Raw genomic sequence first — 14,763 nt, 5'->3', positions numbered from 1 at the left:
GGACGGTGCGCACGTCTTACTCCCCCCCACCCCAGTACGCTCTGGGTGTATGGTCGCTCCATCCCTGCCCCCCTGCCCTTTCGGTGCGCCCCCCACGCCGGAACAGGGCCTGGCCCAGTTGTTCACGGACTGCGGTCAGCACGGTCGGCCTCCCCTCTGCTGTCTCCTGTGGCCAGTGTCCGCGATGCGGGCCCGGTTCCGGGCATGGCGAGGTCGTTCACCGGGCGGTCGCATGCCGTGGGCCGCGGTCCGATGTCGGCCATACGTAGGGCAGGTCGTCGGGTACGCCGGGGAACAGGCCGGCGTACACGTCGCGGTCCTTGCGCAGCAGTGCCGAGCGGTGACTTTCGTGGAAGGCCTCGTCGCCGAGCCAGGGCGGCAGCTCGCCGACGGCGGCCAGTTCCGCCTGGTCGCGCACGGCGGTGCCCGGCCGGTGTGCGGCCAGCCCCGCGACCAGGGAGGCGGCGCAGCTGTCCTGGTGTCCCTGTTCCCGCCAGACCCGACAGATCTCCAGGCCGTAGCGGACGAGTGCCTCCTCGTATCCGGTCCACATGCGTACGGCGGGATGGTGGCGCCACCCGTAGCCGGGCACGGTCAGGCCCCGCAGGACCTGGAGTGCCTCGACGCGCTGCTTGCCCAGTCGGCGCCGGTCCAGGAGCAGAGCCGTCTGCCGGAAGTCGGGGTGGGGCAGGAAGGTCTGCACTTCTCTCTCCCGGTCACCGTCGCGGGTTCAGGCCCGCGGCTCGGACGCCGCGCGGTCGGCCAGGCCACCGGCGCCGAGCGGTCCGGTGTACTCGAAGGGTTCCGTGTCCTGCATACGGGGCAGCGCGCGGCGCGACACGCGCAGGACCACGGGTGGAAGGGCTGCGCGCAGGGGCTGGGTCAGGCGCAGCCAGGCCGGCGCGTACACGGCGGTACGACGGTGCTCCAGCCCCGTTGTCAGGCGGACGGCGACCATGTCCACGGTGTGCACCCGGCGAGCCGGCGGGGGCATGTGGGTGCGCAGTTCGCGCAGGGCCCTGTACCGGTCGGCGTCACGGATCATGTCGGTGTCCGTCCAGTTGAGGTAGGCGACGCCCACGCCGACCCCGCGGTGCGCCACCTCCGCGGCCAAGGAGTGCGCGAAGGCCTCGGCACCCGCCTTGGAGGCGCAGTAGGCACTCATCAGAGGGACGGCGCCGATCGACGCCAGCGAGGCGATCTGGAGGAAGTAGCCCGCCGTGTCGAACAGGTCCGGCAGGAACGCCCGGGCCGTGTGGGCGCTGCCGGTGAGGTTGACGTCGATGACACGGCGCCAGGCGGCCGGGTCCGAGGCGAGGAACGGGCCGCCCTCGGCGATGCCCGCGTTCGCCACCACGGCCGAGGGGCGGCCGAGGCCGGCCCGCACGGTGTGGGCCGCGGCGGCCAGGGCGGCAGGATCGGTGACGTCGACCTCGACGGCCAGGGCCGGGCCCGGCAGGGACGCGGCCACCGCTTCCAGGGATGCCTTCTCGTGGCCGAGCAGGGCCACCCGGGCACCGCGCCGGGCGATCTCGTGGGCCAGTGCCGCGCCCACGCCACGGGCGGCTCCGGTGACGACGACCGTTCGGTCGGCGAGCGGGCTGCTGCGCACGGGCTGTCCCTCCTGTGGTGGAGGCGGTGTTCGGATGCGGGTCCTGGCTGCCGGAGGTGTGGGTCAGGGTGTGCTTCCGGTCCGGTCACGCCGGGTCAGGATCCGTTGGGCGCGAGCGAGGCCGGGGGGACGGTGGCGGTGCAGCGCGGCCCGGGCGGCGTTGGCTCCCGGTGCGCCGTGTACGCCGCCGCCCGGGTGGGCCCCCGCGGAGGCCAGGAAGAGCCCGGGGACAGGGGTCTCCGGGCGTCCGGTGCCGGGCACGGGACGGAAGACGAGCTGCTGGTGGATGGCGGTCGTGCCGCCGTTGATGGCTCCGCCGCACAGATTGCTGTCGAGGGCCTCAAGGGTAGGGGGTGCCAGAATGCGGCGGGCGCGGATCAGAGAGCGGAAGCCGGGAGCGAAGCGTTCGACCTGGCGTTCGACGCGGTCCGCCATGAGCTCCTGGTCCTTGGTGTCCCAGCGCCCGGTCACTCCCTCGTCGGCGGCGTCGGCGCTGATATCGCGGGGAACATGGGTGTAGGCCCAGGCCGATTCGGTGCCCAGCGGGGAGCGGGAGGCGTCGGCGGTGGTCATCTGGCCGAACAGCAGGAAGGGGCGGTCCGGTGTCTGCCGCATGGCGATCTGCGCGGCGAAGCGGGTGAGTTCGTCCATGCCGTCGGCGAGGTGCACGGTGCCGGCCCGGGCCGCCTGCTCGGCTTCCCAGGCCACCGGGCCGTCGAGCGCCCAGTCCACCTTGAAGGTGGCGAAGTCCCACTGGAAACGACGCAGGTCCGTGAGGAGCTGCGTGGGCACGTGTTCGGGTTCGAGGAGTTCGCCGTACAGGGCCGGCACCGACACGTCCGCCAGTACCGCCCGGCGTGCCGACACCGCGTCACCGGCGGCCGTACGTACGCCGACGGCCCGGCCGCCGCGGACCACGATCCGTTCGACGCGCTGGCCGCAGCGCACCCAGCCCCCTCGTGTCCTCAGACGCCGGACCAGCGCCTGGGTCAGGGCGCCGGAGCCCCCGACCGGGACGGGGAAGCCGTACGTCTGCCCGAGCATGGCCATCAGCCAGCCGAAGCCGCCGCTGCCCGCCGACTCCGGGGCGAGGTCCGCATGCAGGGCATTGCCGGCCAGCAGCAGACGGCCACCCTGACCGTGGAACTCCTCCTCGCCCAGGCGGCGCACCGGCAGTACCAGGGAGCGTGCCAGGCGCAGTCCGCCCGCGGCCCGCAGTCGGAACGCCAGCCGCGCCGCTGCCCGAACGGGCGGGAAGGGCGTGAACAGCGCGCCCAGGAGGTCGGGGTACACGCGCTGCCACACCCCGTGCAGGTGCCGCCAAGCTGCCCCGTCGCCCGGCGCGAAGGCTTCGAGGGACGTGGCGGTGATGCCGACGTCGCGGTCCAGCACGGCGCAGCGGCCGTCTGTGAGGGGGTGCGCCAGCACACTGGGCGCGTGGCTCCACCGCAGCCCGTGGTCTTTCAGCCGCAGCGCGGCCAGGACCGGCGAGGCCGCCGCGAGCGGGTAGAAGGAGCTGAAGAGGTCGTTGACGAAGGCGGGGTCGACGCCCCGGTCATGGCGTACGGCGCCCCCTGGCTCCGGCTGCTCCTCCAGCACCTCGACGCTCCACCCGGCGTCCGCCAGCACATTGGCGGCCACCAACCCGTTGGGGCCCGCGCCGATCACCACGGCGTCAGGCATGGCCGACGCCGTCCTCGCCCGACACCGCCGACGCGACCGGGGCCCTGCGCAGGCTGCCGACGGTGTTCTGTGCCTCGCTCTCGCACAGCCGGGCGAGTCGGGCGAGCATGGCGCGGTGACGCAGTTGGATCACCGCCTCGAAGCCCACGTTGTGCAAGCGGCCGCCCGCTCCCTGGAGGGGATGCTCGTCCACGATCACCAGGCACCGCTCGCCCCACGGCCGCAGCTCGATCGCGATACGTGCCGTGCCCAGCACACCGGCGTGAGCCTCCAGTTCCAGGCACACGCCTTCCTCGCAGCGGCGGACGACCGTCTCGTTGACCAGCCGGAGCGGGCCGAGCCGGACCTCGTAGCGAATCACCGCGCCGGTCCGCGGCCATCGCCCGCTGAGCGGCTGCGACCGTGAGGTTCCCACCACCCATTCCGCGTACCGGTGACCGTCGGCGAGGACGTCCCATACGACGCTCGGGCTGGCTTGGATCAGACGATGGCGAACGGCCACGGAGACCTCCAGGTGCCTGCCGCGACCGGGGTGCACGGCACGGCGGGGGCCCGCTGCCTGTGTCTGTTGCCCGAGCCCGTCGGTCAGGCCCGAGTGCCCTCGCAGAACAGGTCAAACCAGCATGAGCGGCATCGATCGACCCCGTCGGGATGAATCAGGCCCACGGTGACGTCCCGGAGCGGTCACGTCGCTCTCACCTCAACAGGGCGGCGACCTTCGAGCGAACGACGTCCCATGCGGCGGACGAGAGGTCGATGAGTTCCGTGCCCCGTAGCGCGTGCAGGGTCTGCGCCGCGTCGGCGGTGCGGGTGGCGGTGCCGGTCAGCACGTCGTAGCCGTCACGGACGGCGACTCGGACGCTGCGGTTTCCGTCATCGTCGGCGTGTACCGCCGCGGCGACCACGAGGGGCGGGGAGCCACCTGCCTCGCCGGCCAGTTTGAAGAAGGTGCTGGCGACCGGCTCACGCCAGCGGAGGCTGAGCAGGACGGGGCGCTTGGCCACCACCTCGGACAGGTCCGTCTCGTGGACCCCGTCGCCTTCCAGCACGGTCGCCCTGGCGTCCAGGACGATGGCCGCGGGCAGCAGGCAGCGAAGCGTGCTGCCGACGAGGTTTCCGCCGACGGTCGCACTCCGCCGTACCGCCCCGGTGCCCACCTGGGCCGCGGCCAGGCGCAACGCGTCCGGAACCCGGTCGTCTATTCGATGCAGCACCACGGCGCCGCCCACGGTGGTGCGCCCCAGGACATTGGCCTCGGGCACCTCGCGCAGCGACATGGCCGCTTCAGGGAATCCGTCCCGCTGCCAGGTGGCCCACAGGAGCGTCGCCCCGCCGATCGGCACAGCCCCCTCGGCCAGGCACTTCTGCGCTTCGGACACAGATGTGGGCAGACGCAACAGCACGGACACCACCCTGCCTTCCTCAAGAGTCGGAGAGAGGCGACAGGTGGTGTGTTTCGGCCACCTGCCCCGCGGTAAGACAATCTCTCCGCCGGGGGGCGCGTACAGGGCTCACGCAAGCACACGCGGCTTACGTCACCTTCGCCGGCACGCCGCTCGGCCCTGACGGGTCCGGGTGGTCCGGGCGGTCCGGGCGGACGGATCTGAGTTGTTTGGTCTGAGCCGCGCGCTGTGGGGAACACGATGCGGATGAGCGATTCCGAGATTCCGCATGGCGACGACCGGGCCGTGGACGTGTACCTGGACCTCCTGCGCATCCGGATGGACACGGAGGATTACCGCCTCCTGCTGCGCGCGGTGGAACCGGTTCTGAAGGCGATCGACGAGGAGCGACTCTCCAGCTCCGACCTCGCACTCGACCCAGGGGCCGTCGACGAGCTGCCCCAAGAGGTCCGTGACGAGGCAGCCCTCGTCATCGCCACGGCCGTCACCGGCCGCCTGGACAACGAAGTGGTCGAGCTCGACGTCGACGAGACCGGCCCGGTCAGGATCGTCACTGACGCCACGACCGCCTCCGACCCCGAACGCCTCGGCGAGATCGCCGACTACATCAGGGAACGGCACAAGGAGACCGAAGAGCTCCGGGGCATCGCCGAGGCGAGCGGGCTGCCCACCGACTTCTGAGCTGCCGTGGGCGACGACGAGCACCCCGGCTCGACTTGATAGGCAAGTGAACACTTGCCTATGCTGTGGATGTGGCCGCCGACCTCTTCAAAGCCTTGGCCGACCCCACCCGCCGCACCATCCTCGACGAGCTCACGGAGAAATCCGGCCAGACGCTGTTCGAGATCTGCTCGCGACTGAGCATGAAGCATCAGCTCGGCATCTCGCGCCAGGGGGTCTCCCAGCACCTCGCTGTGCTGGAAGCAGCCGGGCTCGTCGAGGTGAGGCGGGAGGGACGCTACAAGTTCCACGATCTGAACACGGCCCCGCTACGGCAGATCACCGAGCGATGGCCCGTGTCCGAGCAACCCGAGCCATCCGACCCGTCCGGACCCGAGGAGAGCGCCCCATGAGGATCCAGCTGACCAGCGTCTTCGTCGACGACCAGGCCAAGGCCCTGCACTTCTACACCGAGATCCTCGGCTTCCTGAAGAAGCACGACGTCCCGGTGGGCGAAACGGACCGGTGGCTCACCGTCGTCTCGCCCGACGAGCCCGGCGGCACCGAACTCCTTCTCGAACCCCTCGGCCACCCGGCCGCCAGAACCTACCGCGACGCACTGGTCCAGGACGGCATCCCGCTCGCCCAGTTCGCCGTGGACGACGTGAACGCGGAATACGAGCGCCTGCACGACCTCGGCGTCCGCTTCACCCAGGACCCCCTGGAGATGGGCCCCGTGACCACCGCCGTCTTCGACGACACGTGCGGCAACCTGATCCAGATCGCGACGCAACCGGAGTAGGCGCCAGAAGCGGCCCCGACGACACAGAGTTACCCTCTTCTACCGTGAGTGAAGGTCGTTCCGGCAGGCAGGGCTCTGCCTCCCTGCACATCGCGGTGGTGCTGCTCGTGGCAGCCGCGGGGGCCGTGGAAACCGTCTCCTTCCTCGGGCTCGACCACGTCTTCGCCGGTGTCATGACGAGCAACCTCGCGCTGCTCGGCATGGCCGCCGGCCGGGGCGAAGCCGTCGACGTGACGGCGGCGCTGCTGGCGCTGGCCGGTTTCGGAGTGGGCGCGCTGATCGTCGCCTGGTGCACCCGCGGCCAGACCACGCCGATGATCCACTGGCACCGGCGCGTGATGCTCTTCCTGTACGCCGAGGCCGCCCTCCTGGCGGTCGGTGCGCTGGTGTGGGGATCCGCCGGCGGAGCCCCCGGCGGAACGCTCCGGGACGTCATGCAGTTCGGGGCCGGGCTCGCCATGGGGACGCAGTCCGCCGCGATGGTGGCCGCCGGACGGGCCGCCGCTCCGACCACGTATCTCACCGGCACGCTGGCCACGCACATCGCCAAGGGCGTCAGTACCGGCCGCCCGGGGGTGTGGGTGCCGCTGCGCTTCGTCGGGCTCGTCGCGGGTGCCGCCACCTCCGCCGTACTGCTGGAGGAGGCGCCCCCATGGGCCGCGCTGCCGCCCGTCGTCCTGATCCTCTGCGCGATCGGCAGCGCCAGTGTGCCCCTCGTCGCCCGCCGTCCCGGCTCCGCCGCTCGCCGGGGCTGAGCGGGCCGGGGAAGTCTCCGCACTCAGTACTCGTTGCGGCGCCGCAGCCCGAAGGGCCGGCCGTCCGGGTCGACGAGAAGGCGATGCAGAGGCGTGCAGAGGGTCTTGGTCGTACGCGAAAGACTCGGTGGGCGATAGGTGCGCAACCGTCCGGGTGGCCTGGGGCCGCGGCAGCCGTGGTCGTGCCAGTCGTCCAGTGCGGCGGCGCCGGCCGCGAAGGCGTCGAAGGCAGTCAGGGGGTCACAGAGCGGGTCCGGGGCGCGCGGGCTCCGGAGTGCGTCCAGGTCCAGGTGCTCGTGCGCGAGTTCCAGACGCAGATTCCTGGCGAAGCCGCGTGCGCCGTCGCCGAGGCCGCCCGGGTCGCGCGGTTCGCGTGGGTCCGTGCTCTCGTCCAGGACGGCGCAGGTGAGTTCCGAGTCGTGGGTCCACGAGCGGAGGTTGATGTTGTCGGATCCGACCGAGGCCCACACGTCGTCGATCACGCACACCTTGGCGTGGACGTACACCGGCGTCCCGGCGTGGTTCTCCAGCCCGTACACCGCGACACGTCCGCCGGCGGCGCGGCGCAGTCTGTCCAGGGCAGTGATCCGGCCGATCAGGTTCATCGGCAGGGTGAGCCGGCCGTCCTGCTCGGGGACGGAGGGGATGACCGCGATCAGGCGGAGGCCGGGGTTGGCGGCCAGTGCCTCGGCGAAGGATTCGACCACGTGCGGAGACCACAGGTACTGGTCCTCCAGGTAGATCAGCGCCCGGGCCCGCCGCAGTGCCTTGCGGTAGCCGCGCGCGATGCTGCGCTCGCCGTCAGGGGCGAAGTCGTAGCCGCGCAGCAGTCGGTTGGGGTAGGTACGCAGGACCTGGAGGGTGTGGGTGCCGCAGGGCGCGGGGTCGGGTGCCTGGGCCGGCAACGTGTCGGCGCGCGTGTCCTCGCCGTGAGCGAGTTCCCGTAGGCGGACGAACGGGCTGCGGGTGAGCGGCGCGGGGTCCTTCCAGCGCTCGCGGAAGCAGGTCTCGAGGTCGCCGACGGCCGGCCCGCGTATCGCGAGCTGGATGTCGTGCCACGGTGGGTGGGGTCCGTACGCGGCGGCGATGCGCAGTGACTGCGGATCGCCGCGGTGCGTCGCGTCGTCATGGCGGTTGTGGCACAGGTCGATACCGCCGACGAACGCGACGTCGAGTTCGGGGCGGTGGGGATGCCGCAGCACGACGAGCTTCTGGTGGTGGGAGCCGCCGGGGCGTACCCGCATGTCGAGCAGGCATTCGCCGCCTCCCGCTTCGACCGCCTCGCCCAGGTGGCGGTTCTCGGCCTCACTGAACTGGAAGCGGTCCAGGTGGGAGCGCCAGAGCAGACCCTTGACGATCACCCGGCGCGCGGCGGCCTCGCCCAGGACGGTGCCGATCTCGGTGCCGGGGCCGTCGAGGCGCTCGTCGGGATCGCCACGCCAGTCGGTGAACAGCAGCAGGTCTCCTGCCCGCTGCGCCCGGATCGCGCCGAGGAGTTCCGAGAAGTACGTCGCGCCATGGACGAGGGGCCGCACCAGGTTCCCGTGCGACCAGGCCGCTCGATCCGATCGGCGACTGTCCAGACGCGTGGCGCTGTTGTCGCGTTCGCCCGGGGTCAGCAGCCAGTCGGTGAGTTCCACAACCAGGTCCTCCAGGACCAGGCACCCAGAACCTGGTCATCCAGACACCACACGTGAGTACCCGGTTCGCGGCTCCTCATTCCCTCATCCCTGGCAACTCGGTTCCAGAAACGGAATCGAAGAAAATGCCACATCGCAATGTCGCGCAGGTTAACAGCAGGAAAAGCAAGGCCGCCCGCGATAACTGAGTGGAATTCGGGTGCAACCCCCGCCCGGGGTGCGGTGTCTAAACGTGTGATCGAAAACGAAATCGAAGACAATACTTATTCCGCGAAGGGCTATTTCTGCATGCGCACGTTAAGGACCATCGCCGCCACCACCTCACTCGCTCTCGCCCTCGGCGCAGGCGTGTTCGTCGCGTCCACCGCCCAGGCGGCCACGGCGAGTTCGGCCTCTCTCGTCCACGCCGACGGCGAGCTCTGGTACAAGGCCGGTGCCGGACAGGCCAACAACCTGACGGTCACCGCGAAGGTCGTCGACGTCGACCCCTCGCAGTTCGGGGAGGACTACCTCCTCACCTTCCGCGACACGTTCGACATCACCCTCTCCACGGACGCGTGCAGCTACCCGTCGGTGTCCGACCACAAGGTCGCCGAGTGCACGGTGGCGATCCCCCTGGGCTCCGACGACTCGGACGACTACGACGTCGATCTCGGTGACGGCGACGACACCGCGACGGTCACGGGCTCCGCGTACACCTCGGTCCACGGCGGCAAGGGCAATGACGTCCTCAAGGGCAGCACCTCCGCCGTGTTCTACGGGGACGACGGCAACGACCGCCTCGACGGCGGCGGAGGCGTCTGGGCGATGGGCCCGTTCGGCGGCGCGGGCGACGACACGATCACCAACTGCGACGCCGAGTGCCACGGCGGTCCCGGCAACGACAGCCTCACGGGCACCGCCTCGGGGCAGGACTTCGGCCTGTACGGGGACGACGGCGACGACGTCGTCCACGGCGGCTCCGGTTCCGACCTCGTCTACGGCGGCAAGGGCAACGACAAGCTGTACGGCGACGGCGGCAACGACCTGCTGCACGGAGGCACGGGTACGGACACGCTCTCCGGCGGCCCGGGCACCGACAAGGTCTACCAGGACTAGAACGACCAGACCTCAGGGTCGTCAGGAGCGTGAGGGAACGCGGTCTCCCTCACGCTCCCGCCCTGCTGCTGTCGCCGCGGATCCAGGACTTCGGCGGCCCCGGTGGGCCCCGGGCTACTCCGAGTCGGCCGCCGGAACCCGCAGCGCCTGGTACACCGACCACCCCACGGCCACGAGCGGTACGGCCACCACGGCACCGATCACCCCCGCCGCGACCGCTCCGCCGACCACCGCCAGCGCGACCACGACCGGGTGCAGGCGGACGGCCCAGCTCATCACGATGGGGTGCAGAAGGTGGCCCTCGATCTGTCCGATGACCACGATCAGGGCCACGACCAGCAGCGCGATCAGCGGTCCCTTCGTCGCCAGCGCGACGACGGCCGCGACCGCCAGAGCGATCGGCGATCCGATCAGCGGGATGAAGGCGGCCACGAACTCCAGCAGCGCCAACGGCACAGCCAGTGGCACCCCGAGAGCGAACAGGGCGATCCCCACCAGGACCGCGTTGGTCCCGGCCACCAGCAGGATGCCCTGCGTGTACCCCGTGAAGGTCCGCCACGCGGCCGTGCCGCCGACCGTGAGGCGCTCCCGCGCCGCCACGGGCAGCTGGTCGCACAGCCACCGCCACTGCCGTTCACCGGAGTGCGTGAAGAACACCGCGCAGAACAGGGCCAGCGCCAGCACGGTCAGCACCTCGAGGAGTCGGCTCGCGCCGCTGAGTGCCGTACTGATGAGGGTGGAGCGGTGGCTCGACAGGAGCTTGCCGATCCGGGACTGCAGATCGTCGAACGCGTCCGCCGGAAGCCGGAAGGGAGGCTCCTCCAGCTGACGTTCGATCCGGTCGACGCCCGCCACGAACTCCTTCTCCAGCCCCCGGCGCTGCTCCGCCACGACCTCACCCACGAGGGCCAGCCCACCGAGGACCAGGACGATGCCACCGATGAGTGCGGCCGCGACCGCGAGCGGACGGGGCATGAACCGGGCCAGGAGGCCGGCCACGGGACGGAGCACGGATGTGATGACCAGACCGAGGAAGACGGCCACGGCGATCCGGTGGAACTGCCCGAGCACGGAGAAGGCCACCCGGACGACGATGCCGACGGCGATGATCCGCCATGCGTACGCGGCCACCGTCCGCAGCGCGTCCGGCACGCGCGACTCGCCGCCGCTCAGGCGTCCGAGCGGCGAGGCGGGGGGATCGGGGGGCGTGGCCATCTCATGCCCCTACCACCCTCCGACCCGCTGACCGCGCGGCCGACCCTCAATTCCCCCGAAGGCCGGTACCCGCCGCGCCGGTCCCGTCAGTGGAAGGGGCCGTCGTCCGCGAAGGCGTGGGCCGCGAATCGTTTGCCCATCCGGCGGTACGCGGTGGCGGTGGGGTGGAGGCCGTCCGCCAGGTCGTCCGTCTCCTCCGGGCCGAGCAGCTCGCGTCCGTCGAGGTAGTGCAGGTGCGGATCGTGCGCCTGCCGTGCTGCCGTGATCCGGGCGAGTTCGGCACGGACCACCGTCAGCGTCAGTGCCCCGCGGTCCACGTCGGCCGGGTCGCCCAGGGCGGTGATCCTCCCGTCCGGGTCCGTCGCGGTCGGGCCGGGTGTCTCCTCCAGGGCCGGGCAGCTCACCGGGGAGACCAGCAGGAGCGGGGTGTCCGGGTGTCCGTCCCGGATCGTGTCCAGGAATCCGTGGACCGCCGGTCCGAACGTCCGCAGCCGGAAGGCGGACAGGCTCACGATGTTGATGCCTGCCTTGAGGCTGATCAGGTCGGCGGGCGTGTCACGGATCGTCCGGGCGACGTAGGGGTCCAGCAGCGCGTTGCCCGCCTGGCTGAGGTTGATCACCTCCACACCGCCGAGCGCTGCGGCCACCACCGGCCAGGTTCCGGTCGGGCCGTCCGCCTCGATGCAGTGGCTGATGGAACTGCCGTGGTGCACCCAGCGGCGCCGGCCGTCCGCCTGCGGTGCCAGTACCTGGCCGTCGGCGCGCAGTTCCACCAGTTCCGTGGGCGTCTGCTGCGGCAGCCACAGTTCGACGGTCTTCAGGCCCGCGGGGAGACCGGCGAAGCGTACGGTCCCCGGCTCGCCCGGGATCAGTCGCTGGGACTTCCCGGGGCCCGCCATGCGCAGGACATTGCCCAGCGGGGCCTGTCGACGTCCGGCCAGGGCTCCGTCCACCAGCAGTTCCAGCATTCCGGTCGGGCGCGGGTGAGGGTCGGTGTCGAGCTGGCCGGTGGAGGTGAGGACGTCGAGTTCCAGTTCACGCGCGTCGGTGCGGAACACCAGCCGCACCCCCGACGGCATGAGGGTCACCCCGTAGACCGACGGGTCCTGGTACTGCTCCCTGGTCCACGCGGGCAACCGGCGGGGCATGATCCCCGCCTGTGTGGTTTCCACGTCCAGCGCACCCCGTAGCTCCACCGGCCCGCCCACCAGCGGAACCACTCGCATCCCCACCGTCACCACTCCACTCCCGCCCCGTGACTCCCGCTCCGGGGCTCCCGCACCTGCCCCACAGCCACCTCACCCTGACACACCAGCACCCCGTCCCACGGTCACGGCACGGCGCTCCGGACGCCGATCAGGTCGGTGACCGCCTGGAGGCCCCCGTCGGCGAGCGCGGCGCGTTGGCGCTCGGCGCCGGTCCCGTTGCGCAGGAGGCGGTGCACCAAGGCCGTCACCTGCCGGGTGTCGTCGGATGCGTCGAGTGCGGGAGCGACGTACCCGAGGAGCTGGTGCAGCATGTCGCGGGCGGAGCGAGACGTCCCGGCCGGGTCGACCAGCGTGCCACAGAGTCCGTGGCGGGCTGCGTGCCACATGGCGGCGCGCAGCAGCTCCGGGTCGTGGTCGGGCACGGGGTCCCCGGCTGCCGTTTCGGTCAGAGCGGTCTTCACCAGGGCGCGGATGATTCCGGCGAGCACGACCGCTTCGTCCGCGCTCAGCTGGACGTCCGCGCACCGTATCTCGACGGTGGGATAGCGGGGCGACAGGCGGGCCTGCCAGTACACCTGCCCGGTGTCGGCGAGCAGTCCGGCGTCCAGCAGTCGCTGCACGCGCCGGTCGTAGTCCGCGGCGTCGGCGAAGAAGGGGGGCATGCCGCTGACCGGCCAGCGGCTGAAGATCACCGTGCGCCAGCTGGCGAAGCCGGTGTCCTGGCCGTCCCACAGCGGGGAGTTCGCGGACATGGCGGTCAGCGTCGGCAGCCATGCCCGGATCCGGTTCAGGACCTGCACACCTTCCTCGGGCCCGGGCACGGCGACGTGTACGTGCATGCCGTTGACCAGCTGTTCCGCCACCAGCTGGGGCGCCTTGGCGACCATGGCGCGATAACGGGCCTCGTCGGTGACGGCCACGGGACGACCGCGGCGCAGGGGCGAGGCCCCGCAGGCCGCGACCCGGCAGCCGTGGTCCTCGGCGGCCACGGCGACGGCTTGCCGCAGTCGCAGCAGGTGTCCCCCGGCCTCCTCCAGCGTGTCGCACACGGGGGTGGCCACCTCGACCTGCGACTGGAGCAGCTCACGCTGCACCTCCCGGTCGGCCGCGAGGCGCCCCAGGCCCGCCGCGACCCGCACCTCGCCCCCCTGTGCCACCGGCAGGCCGGTGGCCGGGTCGAGCAGCAGGTACTCCTCTTCCACGCCGATCGTCGTCATCGACCGCCCTCTTACTTCCGCCCGGCTGCCGGGCCGGCTCCCGATGCGTCGGACCGACGCACCTCACCCAGCGATGATCACCGCGCGAGGCGGCACATACATGGCTCCCCGAGTAGCCGCGCCCACGGCAGGACAAACCATGGGACAGTCGGGGGCTCACGGCACGCGTCGCCGACCAGCCCGGTCAGCGGCGGCGCCACCACCGTCGTTCGCGCTCGGACCGGAGACTCCTCAGATTGCCGGCCGCGACCGGGTTGCCGGCCTCGGCCGACCGGCAGAACCAGCTCTCGGCCTCGCCGAGTTCGCCCCGGTCACGGACCAGGAGGCCGGTTCGGCCTCGACACCGGCCGCCCGCATCTGGAGGCCCGAGGAGGTAGACGGCGTCGATCTCCCCCGCACCGCTCACCACCCGTCAGGGCAGGATGGAGTCGACGTACCCGCCGTCCACCCGCAATGCCCCGCCCGTGGTGGCCGAGGCCTGATCAGAGCTGAGGTAGACCACCATGTGGGCGATCTCCTCCGGCTCGATCAGCCGTTGCAGCAGGCTCTGCGGGCGGTGCTCCCGCATGAAGACGCGCTGGGCCTCGTCCCAGGGCACACCGCGGTCCACCAGTTCGTAGACGAAGTCCTCCACGCCGCCCGTGTGGGTGGGACCGGCGATGACGGAGTTCACCGTCACGCCCGTGCCGGCCGCCTGCTTGGCGAACCCCCGGCTGACCGCGAGCAGCGCCGTCTTGGACATGCCGTAGTGGATCATCTCGGCGGGGGTGACGATCGCCGAGTCGCTGGCGATGTACTGCACGCGCCCCCAGCCACGCTCGGTCATGCCCGGCAGGAACAGCCGCGTCAGCCGTACGGCGGACAGCACGTTCACCTCGAAGTAGTGCCGCCATTCCTCGTCGCTGATCTCCAGCGGGTCGGCGGCACCGAAGACACCGAGATTGTTGATGAGGATGTCCACGTCCGGCAGCATCTCGGCCACCCGGTCCGCACCTTCCCGCGTGGTCACGTCCGCCGCCACCGGCACCCATGACGCTCCAGGCACCTCCTGAGCCAGCTCGGCGACGCTGCGCTCCACCCGCTCCGCACTACGGCCGTTGACGCCGACACGTGCCCCCGCGCGGGCCAGACCGGCGGCGATCGCCGCGCCGATGCCCTGAGTGGAACCGGTGACCAGGGCGGTACGGCCCCTCAGATCGATCTGCATGCCTGGCAGCCCCTCTCTCCTGTGCCCTCTCGCCCTGCGCGTATCGCCCGGCGCACTGGATCGCCGGGTACCCAGCAAATCAGTTGCACACGCGCTCTGCATGCAACCACCTGCATCAGGCGTACGCAAGCAACAAAGGGAACGGTGTCCGCCGATGTCGGGACCTCCCCTCCCCTTTCGCTGGGGATCTCCCCACCTCAGAACCGCCTGCCTGCCGGATGGAGCGCGGCACCGCCCGTGCCTAGCGTGATGGCGCGAGGACC

Annotated in this window: 15 protein-coding genes; 5 read left to right on the top strand and 10 right to left on the bottom strand. The window is 71.4% G+C overall.

Going from position 1 to position 14,763, the window contains the following annotated elements; genetic code table 11:
• Window positions 1-217: 217 nt before the first annotated feature.
• The 5 genes from ACFU95_RS23105 to ACFU95_RS23085 all read right to left on the bottom strand — a co-directional run bounded on the left by ACFU95_RS23105 (window position 218) and on the right by ACFU95_RS23085 (window position 4,698).
• Window positions 218-703 (bottom strand): MSMEG_6728 family protein, encoded by a 486-nt coding sequence (locus tag ACFU95_RS23105; protein ID WP_383830683.1) that lies wholly within the window; start codon window positions 701-703, stop codon window positions 218-220.
• A 27-nt stretch (window positions 704-730) separates the two neighbouring features.
• Window positions 731-1,612 (bottom strand): SDR family oxidoreductase, encoded by an 882-nt coding sequence (locus ACFU95_RS23100; RefSeq protein WP_383830680.1) that lies wholly within the window; start codon window positions 1,610-1,612, stop codon window positions 731-733.
• A 63-nt stretch (window positions 1,613-1,675) separates the two neighbouring features.
• The gene (locus ACFU95_RS23095) at window positions 1,676-3,295 is read right to left on the bottom strand and encodes a phytoene desaturase family protein (protein ID WP_383830677.1); all 1,620 of its coding nucleotides are present in this window, start codon (window positions 3,293-3,295) and stop codon (window positions 1,676-1,678) included.
• Window positions 3,288-3,797, bottom strand: a complete 510-nt coding sequence (locus tag ACFU95_RS23090) for an SRPBCC family protein (protein ID WP_383830674.1) — start codon at window positions 3,795-3,797, stop codon at window positions 3,288-3,290. Before ACFU95_RS23090 ends, ACFU95_RS23095 begins: the two co-directional genes overlap by 8 nt.
• A gap of 193 nt (window positions 3,798-3,990) precedes the next feature.
• Complete coding sequence (locus tag ACFU95_RS23085) at window positions 3,991-4,698, bottom strand: FAD binding domain-containing protein (protein WP_383830818.1); 708 nt, start codon at window positions 4,696-4,698, stop codon at window positions 3,991-3,993.
• Between the two features lie 246 nt (window positions 4,699-4,944).
• Between ACFU95_RS23085 and ACFU95_RS23080 the strand changes: the two genes are divergently transcribed.
• From ACFU95_RS23080 to ACFU95_RS23065, 4 genes are all read left to right on the top strand, one after another.
• Window positions 4,945-5,379 (top strand): hypothetical protein, encoded by a 435-nt coding sequence (locus tag ACFU95_RS23080; protein ID WP_383830671.1) that lies wholly within the window; start codon window positions 4,945-4,947, stop codon window positions 5,377-5,379.
• 71 nt (window positions 5,380-5,450) lie between these two features.
• Complete coding sequence (locus ACFU95_RS23075) at window positions 5,451-5,771, top strand: ArsR/SmtB family transcription factor (protein WP_383830668.1); 321 nt, start codon at window positions 5,451-5,453, stop codon at window positions 5,769-5,771.
• A complete protein-coding gene (locus ACFU95_RS23070; RefSeq protein ID WP_383830665.1) occupies window positions 5,768-6,160 on the top strand; it encodes a VOC family protein in 393 nt (130 codons plus the stop codon). The genes ACFU95_RS23075 and ACFU95_RS23070 overlap by 4 nt, the downstream gene beginning before the upstream one ends.
• Before the next feature lie 44 nt (window positions 6,161-6,204).
• Window positions 6,205-6,915 carry a YoaK family protein gene (locus ACFU95_RS23065; RefSeq protein ID WP_383830663.1) on the top strand — a complete coding sequence of 237 codons (711 nt, stop codon included), beginning with the start codon at window positions 6,205-6,207 and terminating at the stop codon, window positions 6,913-6,915.
• Between the two features lie 23 nt (window positions 6,916-6,938).
• Here the strand turns inward: ACFU95_RS23065 and ACFU95_RS23060 are convergent, their stop codons facing one another.
• Window positions 6,939-8,555, bottom strand: a complete 1,617-nt coding sequence (locus tag ACFU95_RS23060) for a phospholipase D family protein (RefSeq protein ID WP_383830660.1) — start codon at window positions 8,553-8,555, stop codon at window positions 6,939-6,941.
• A 288-nt stretch (window positions 8,556-8,843) separates the two neighbouring features.
• Here ACFU95_RS23060 and ACFU95_RS23055 point away from each other — a divergent pair, with 288 nt between their 5' ends.
• Window positions 8,844-9,653, top strand: a complete 810-nt coding sequence (locus tag ACFU95_RS23055) for a calcium-binding protein (protein ID WP_383830657.1) — start codon at window positions 8,844-8,846, stop codon at window positions 9,651-9,653.
• Between the two features lie 114 nt (window positions 9,654-9,767).
• Here the strand turns inward: ACFU95_RS23055 and ACFU95_RS23050 are convergent, their stop codons facing one another.
• From ACFU95_RS23050 to ACFU95_RS23035, 4 genes are all read right to left on the bottom strand, one after another.
• Entirely contained in the window at window positions 9,768-10,868 is a 1,101-nt protein-coding gene (locus tag ACFU95_RS23050) for an AI-2E family transporter (RefSeq protein ID WP_383830655.1), read from the bottom strand.
• A gap of 86 nt (window positions 10,869-10,954) precedes the next feature.
• On the bottom strand, window positions 10,955-12,094 hold the full coding sequence (locus tag ACFU95_RS23045) for a GDSL-type esterase/lipase family protein (protein WP_383830815.1): 1,140 nt from the start codon (window positions 12,092-12,094) through the stop codon (window positions 10,955-10,957).
• A 104-nt stretch (window positions 12,095-12,198) separates the two neighbouring features.
• Window positions 12,199-13,293, bottom strand: coding sequence for a glutamate--cysteine ligase (locus ACFU95_RS23040; RefSeq protein WP_383830652.1), 1,095 nt, complete (start codon window positions 13,291-13,293; stop codon window positions 12,199-12,201).
• A gap of 412 nt (window positions 13,294-13,705) precedes the next feature.
• A complete protein-coding gene (locus tag ACFU95_RS23035) occupies window positions 13,706-14,500 on the bottom strand; it encodes an SDR family NAD(P)-dependent oxidoreductase (protein WP_383830649.1) in 795 nt (264 codons plus the stop codon).
• Window positions 14,501-14,763 lie beyond the last annotated feature (263 nt).

Source organism: Streptomyces sp. NPDC057623 (assembly GCF_042800355.1).
In the GTDB taxonomy this organism is placed as follows: Bacteria; Actinomycetota; Actinomycetes; order Streptomycetales; family Streptomycetaceae; genus Streptomyces.
This window is presented reverse-complemented; position numbering and strand designations above follow the sequence as displayed.

Bases quoted from the DNA above. Each gene is read 5' to 3' on its own strand.
- ACFU95_RS23095 (WP_383830677.1), bottom strand. From the start codon at position 3,295: ATGCCTGACGCCGTGGTGATCGGCGCGGGCCCCAACGGGTTGGTGGCC.
- ACFU95_RS23080 (WP_383830671.1), top strand. From the start codon at position 4,945: ATGAGCGATTCCGAGATTCCGCATGGCGACGACCGGGCCGTGGACGTG.
- ACFU95_RS23070 (WP_383830665.1), top strand. From the start codon at position 5,768: ATGAGGATCCAGCTGACCAGCGTCTTCGTCGACGACCAGGCCAAGGCC.
- ACFU95_RS23055 (WP_383830657.1), top strand. From the start codon at position 8,844: ATGCGCACGTTAAGGACCATCGCCGCCACCACCTCACTCGCTCTCGCC.
- ACFU95_RS23050 (WP_383830655.1), bottom strand. From the start codon at position 10,868: ATGGCCACGCCCCCCGATCCCCCCGCCTCGCCGCTCGGACGCCTGAGC.
- ACFU95_RS23045 (WP_383830815.1), bottom strand. From the start codon at position 12,094: ATGCGAGTGGTTCCGCTGGTGGGCGGGCCGGTGGAGCTACGGGGTGCG.
- ACFU95_RS23040 (WP_383830652.1), bottom strand. From the start codon at position 13,293: ATGACGACGATCGGCGTGGAAGAGGAGTACCTGCTGCTCGACCCGGCC.
- ACFU95_RS23035 (WP_383830649.1), bottom strand. From the start codon at position 14,500: ATGCAGATCGATCTGAGGGGCCGTACCGCCCTGGTCACCGGTTCCACT.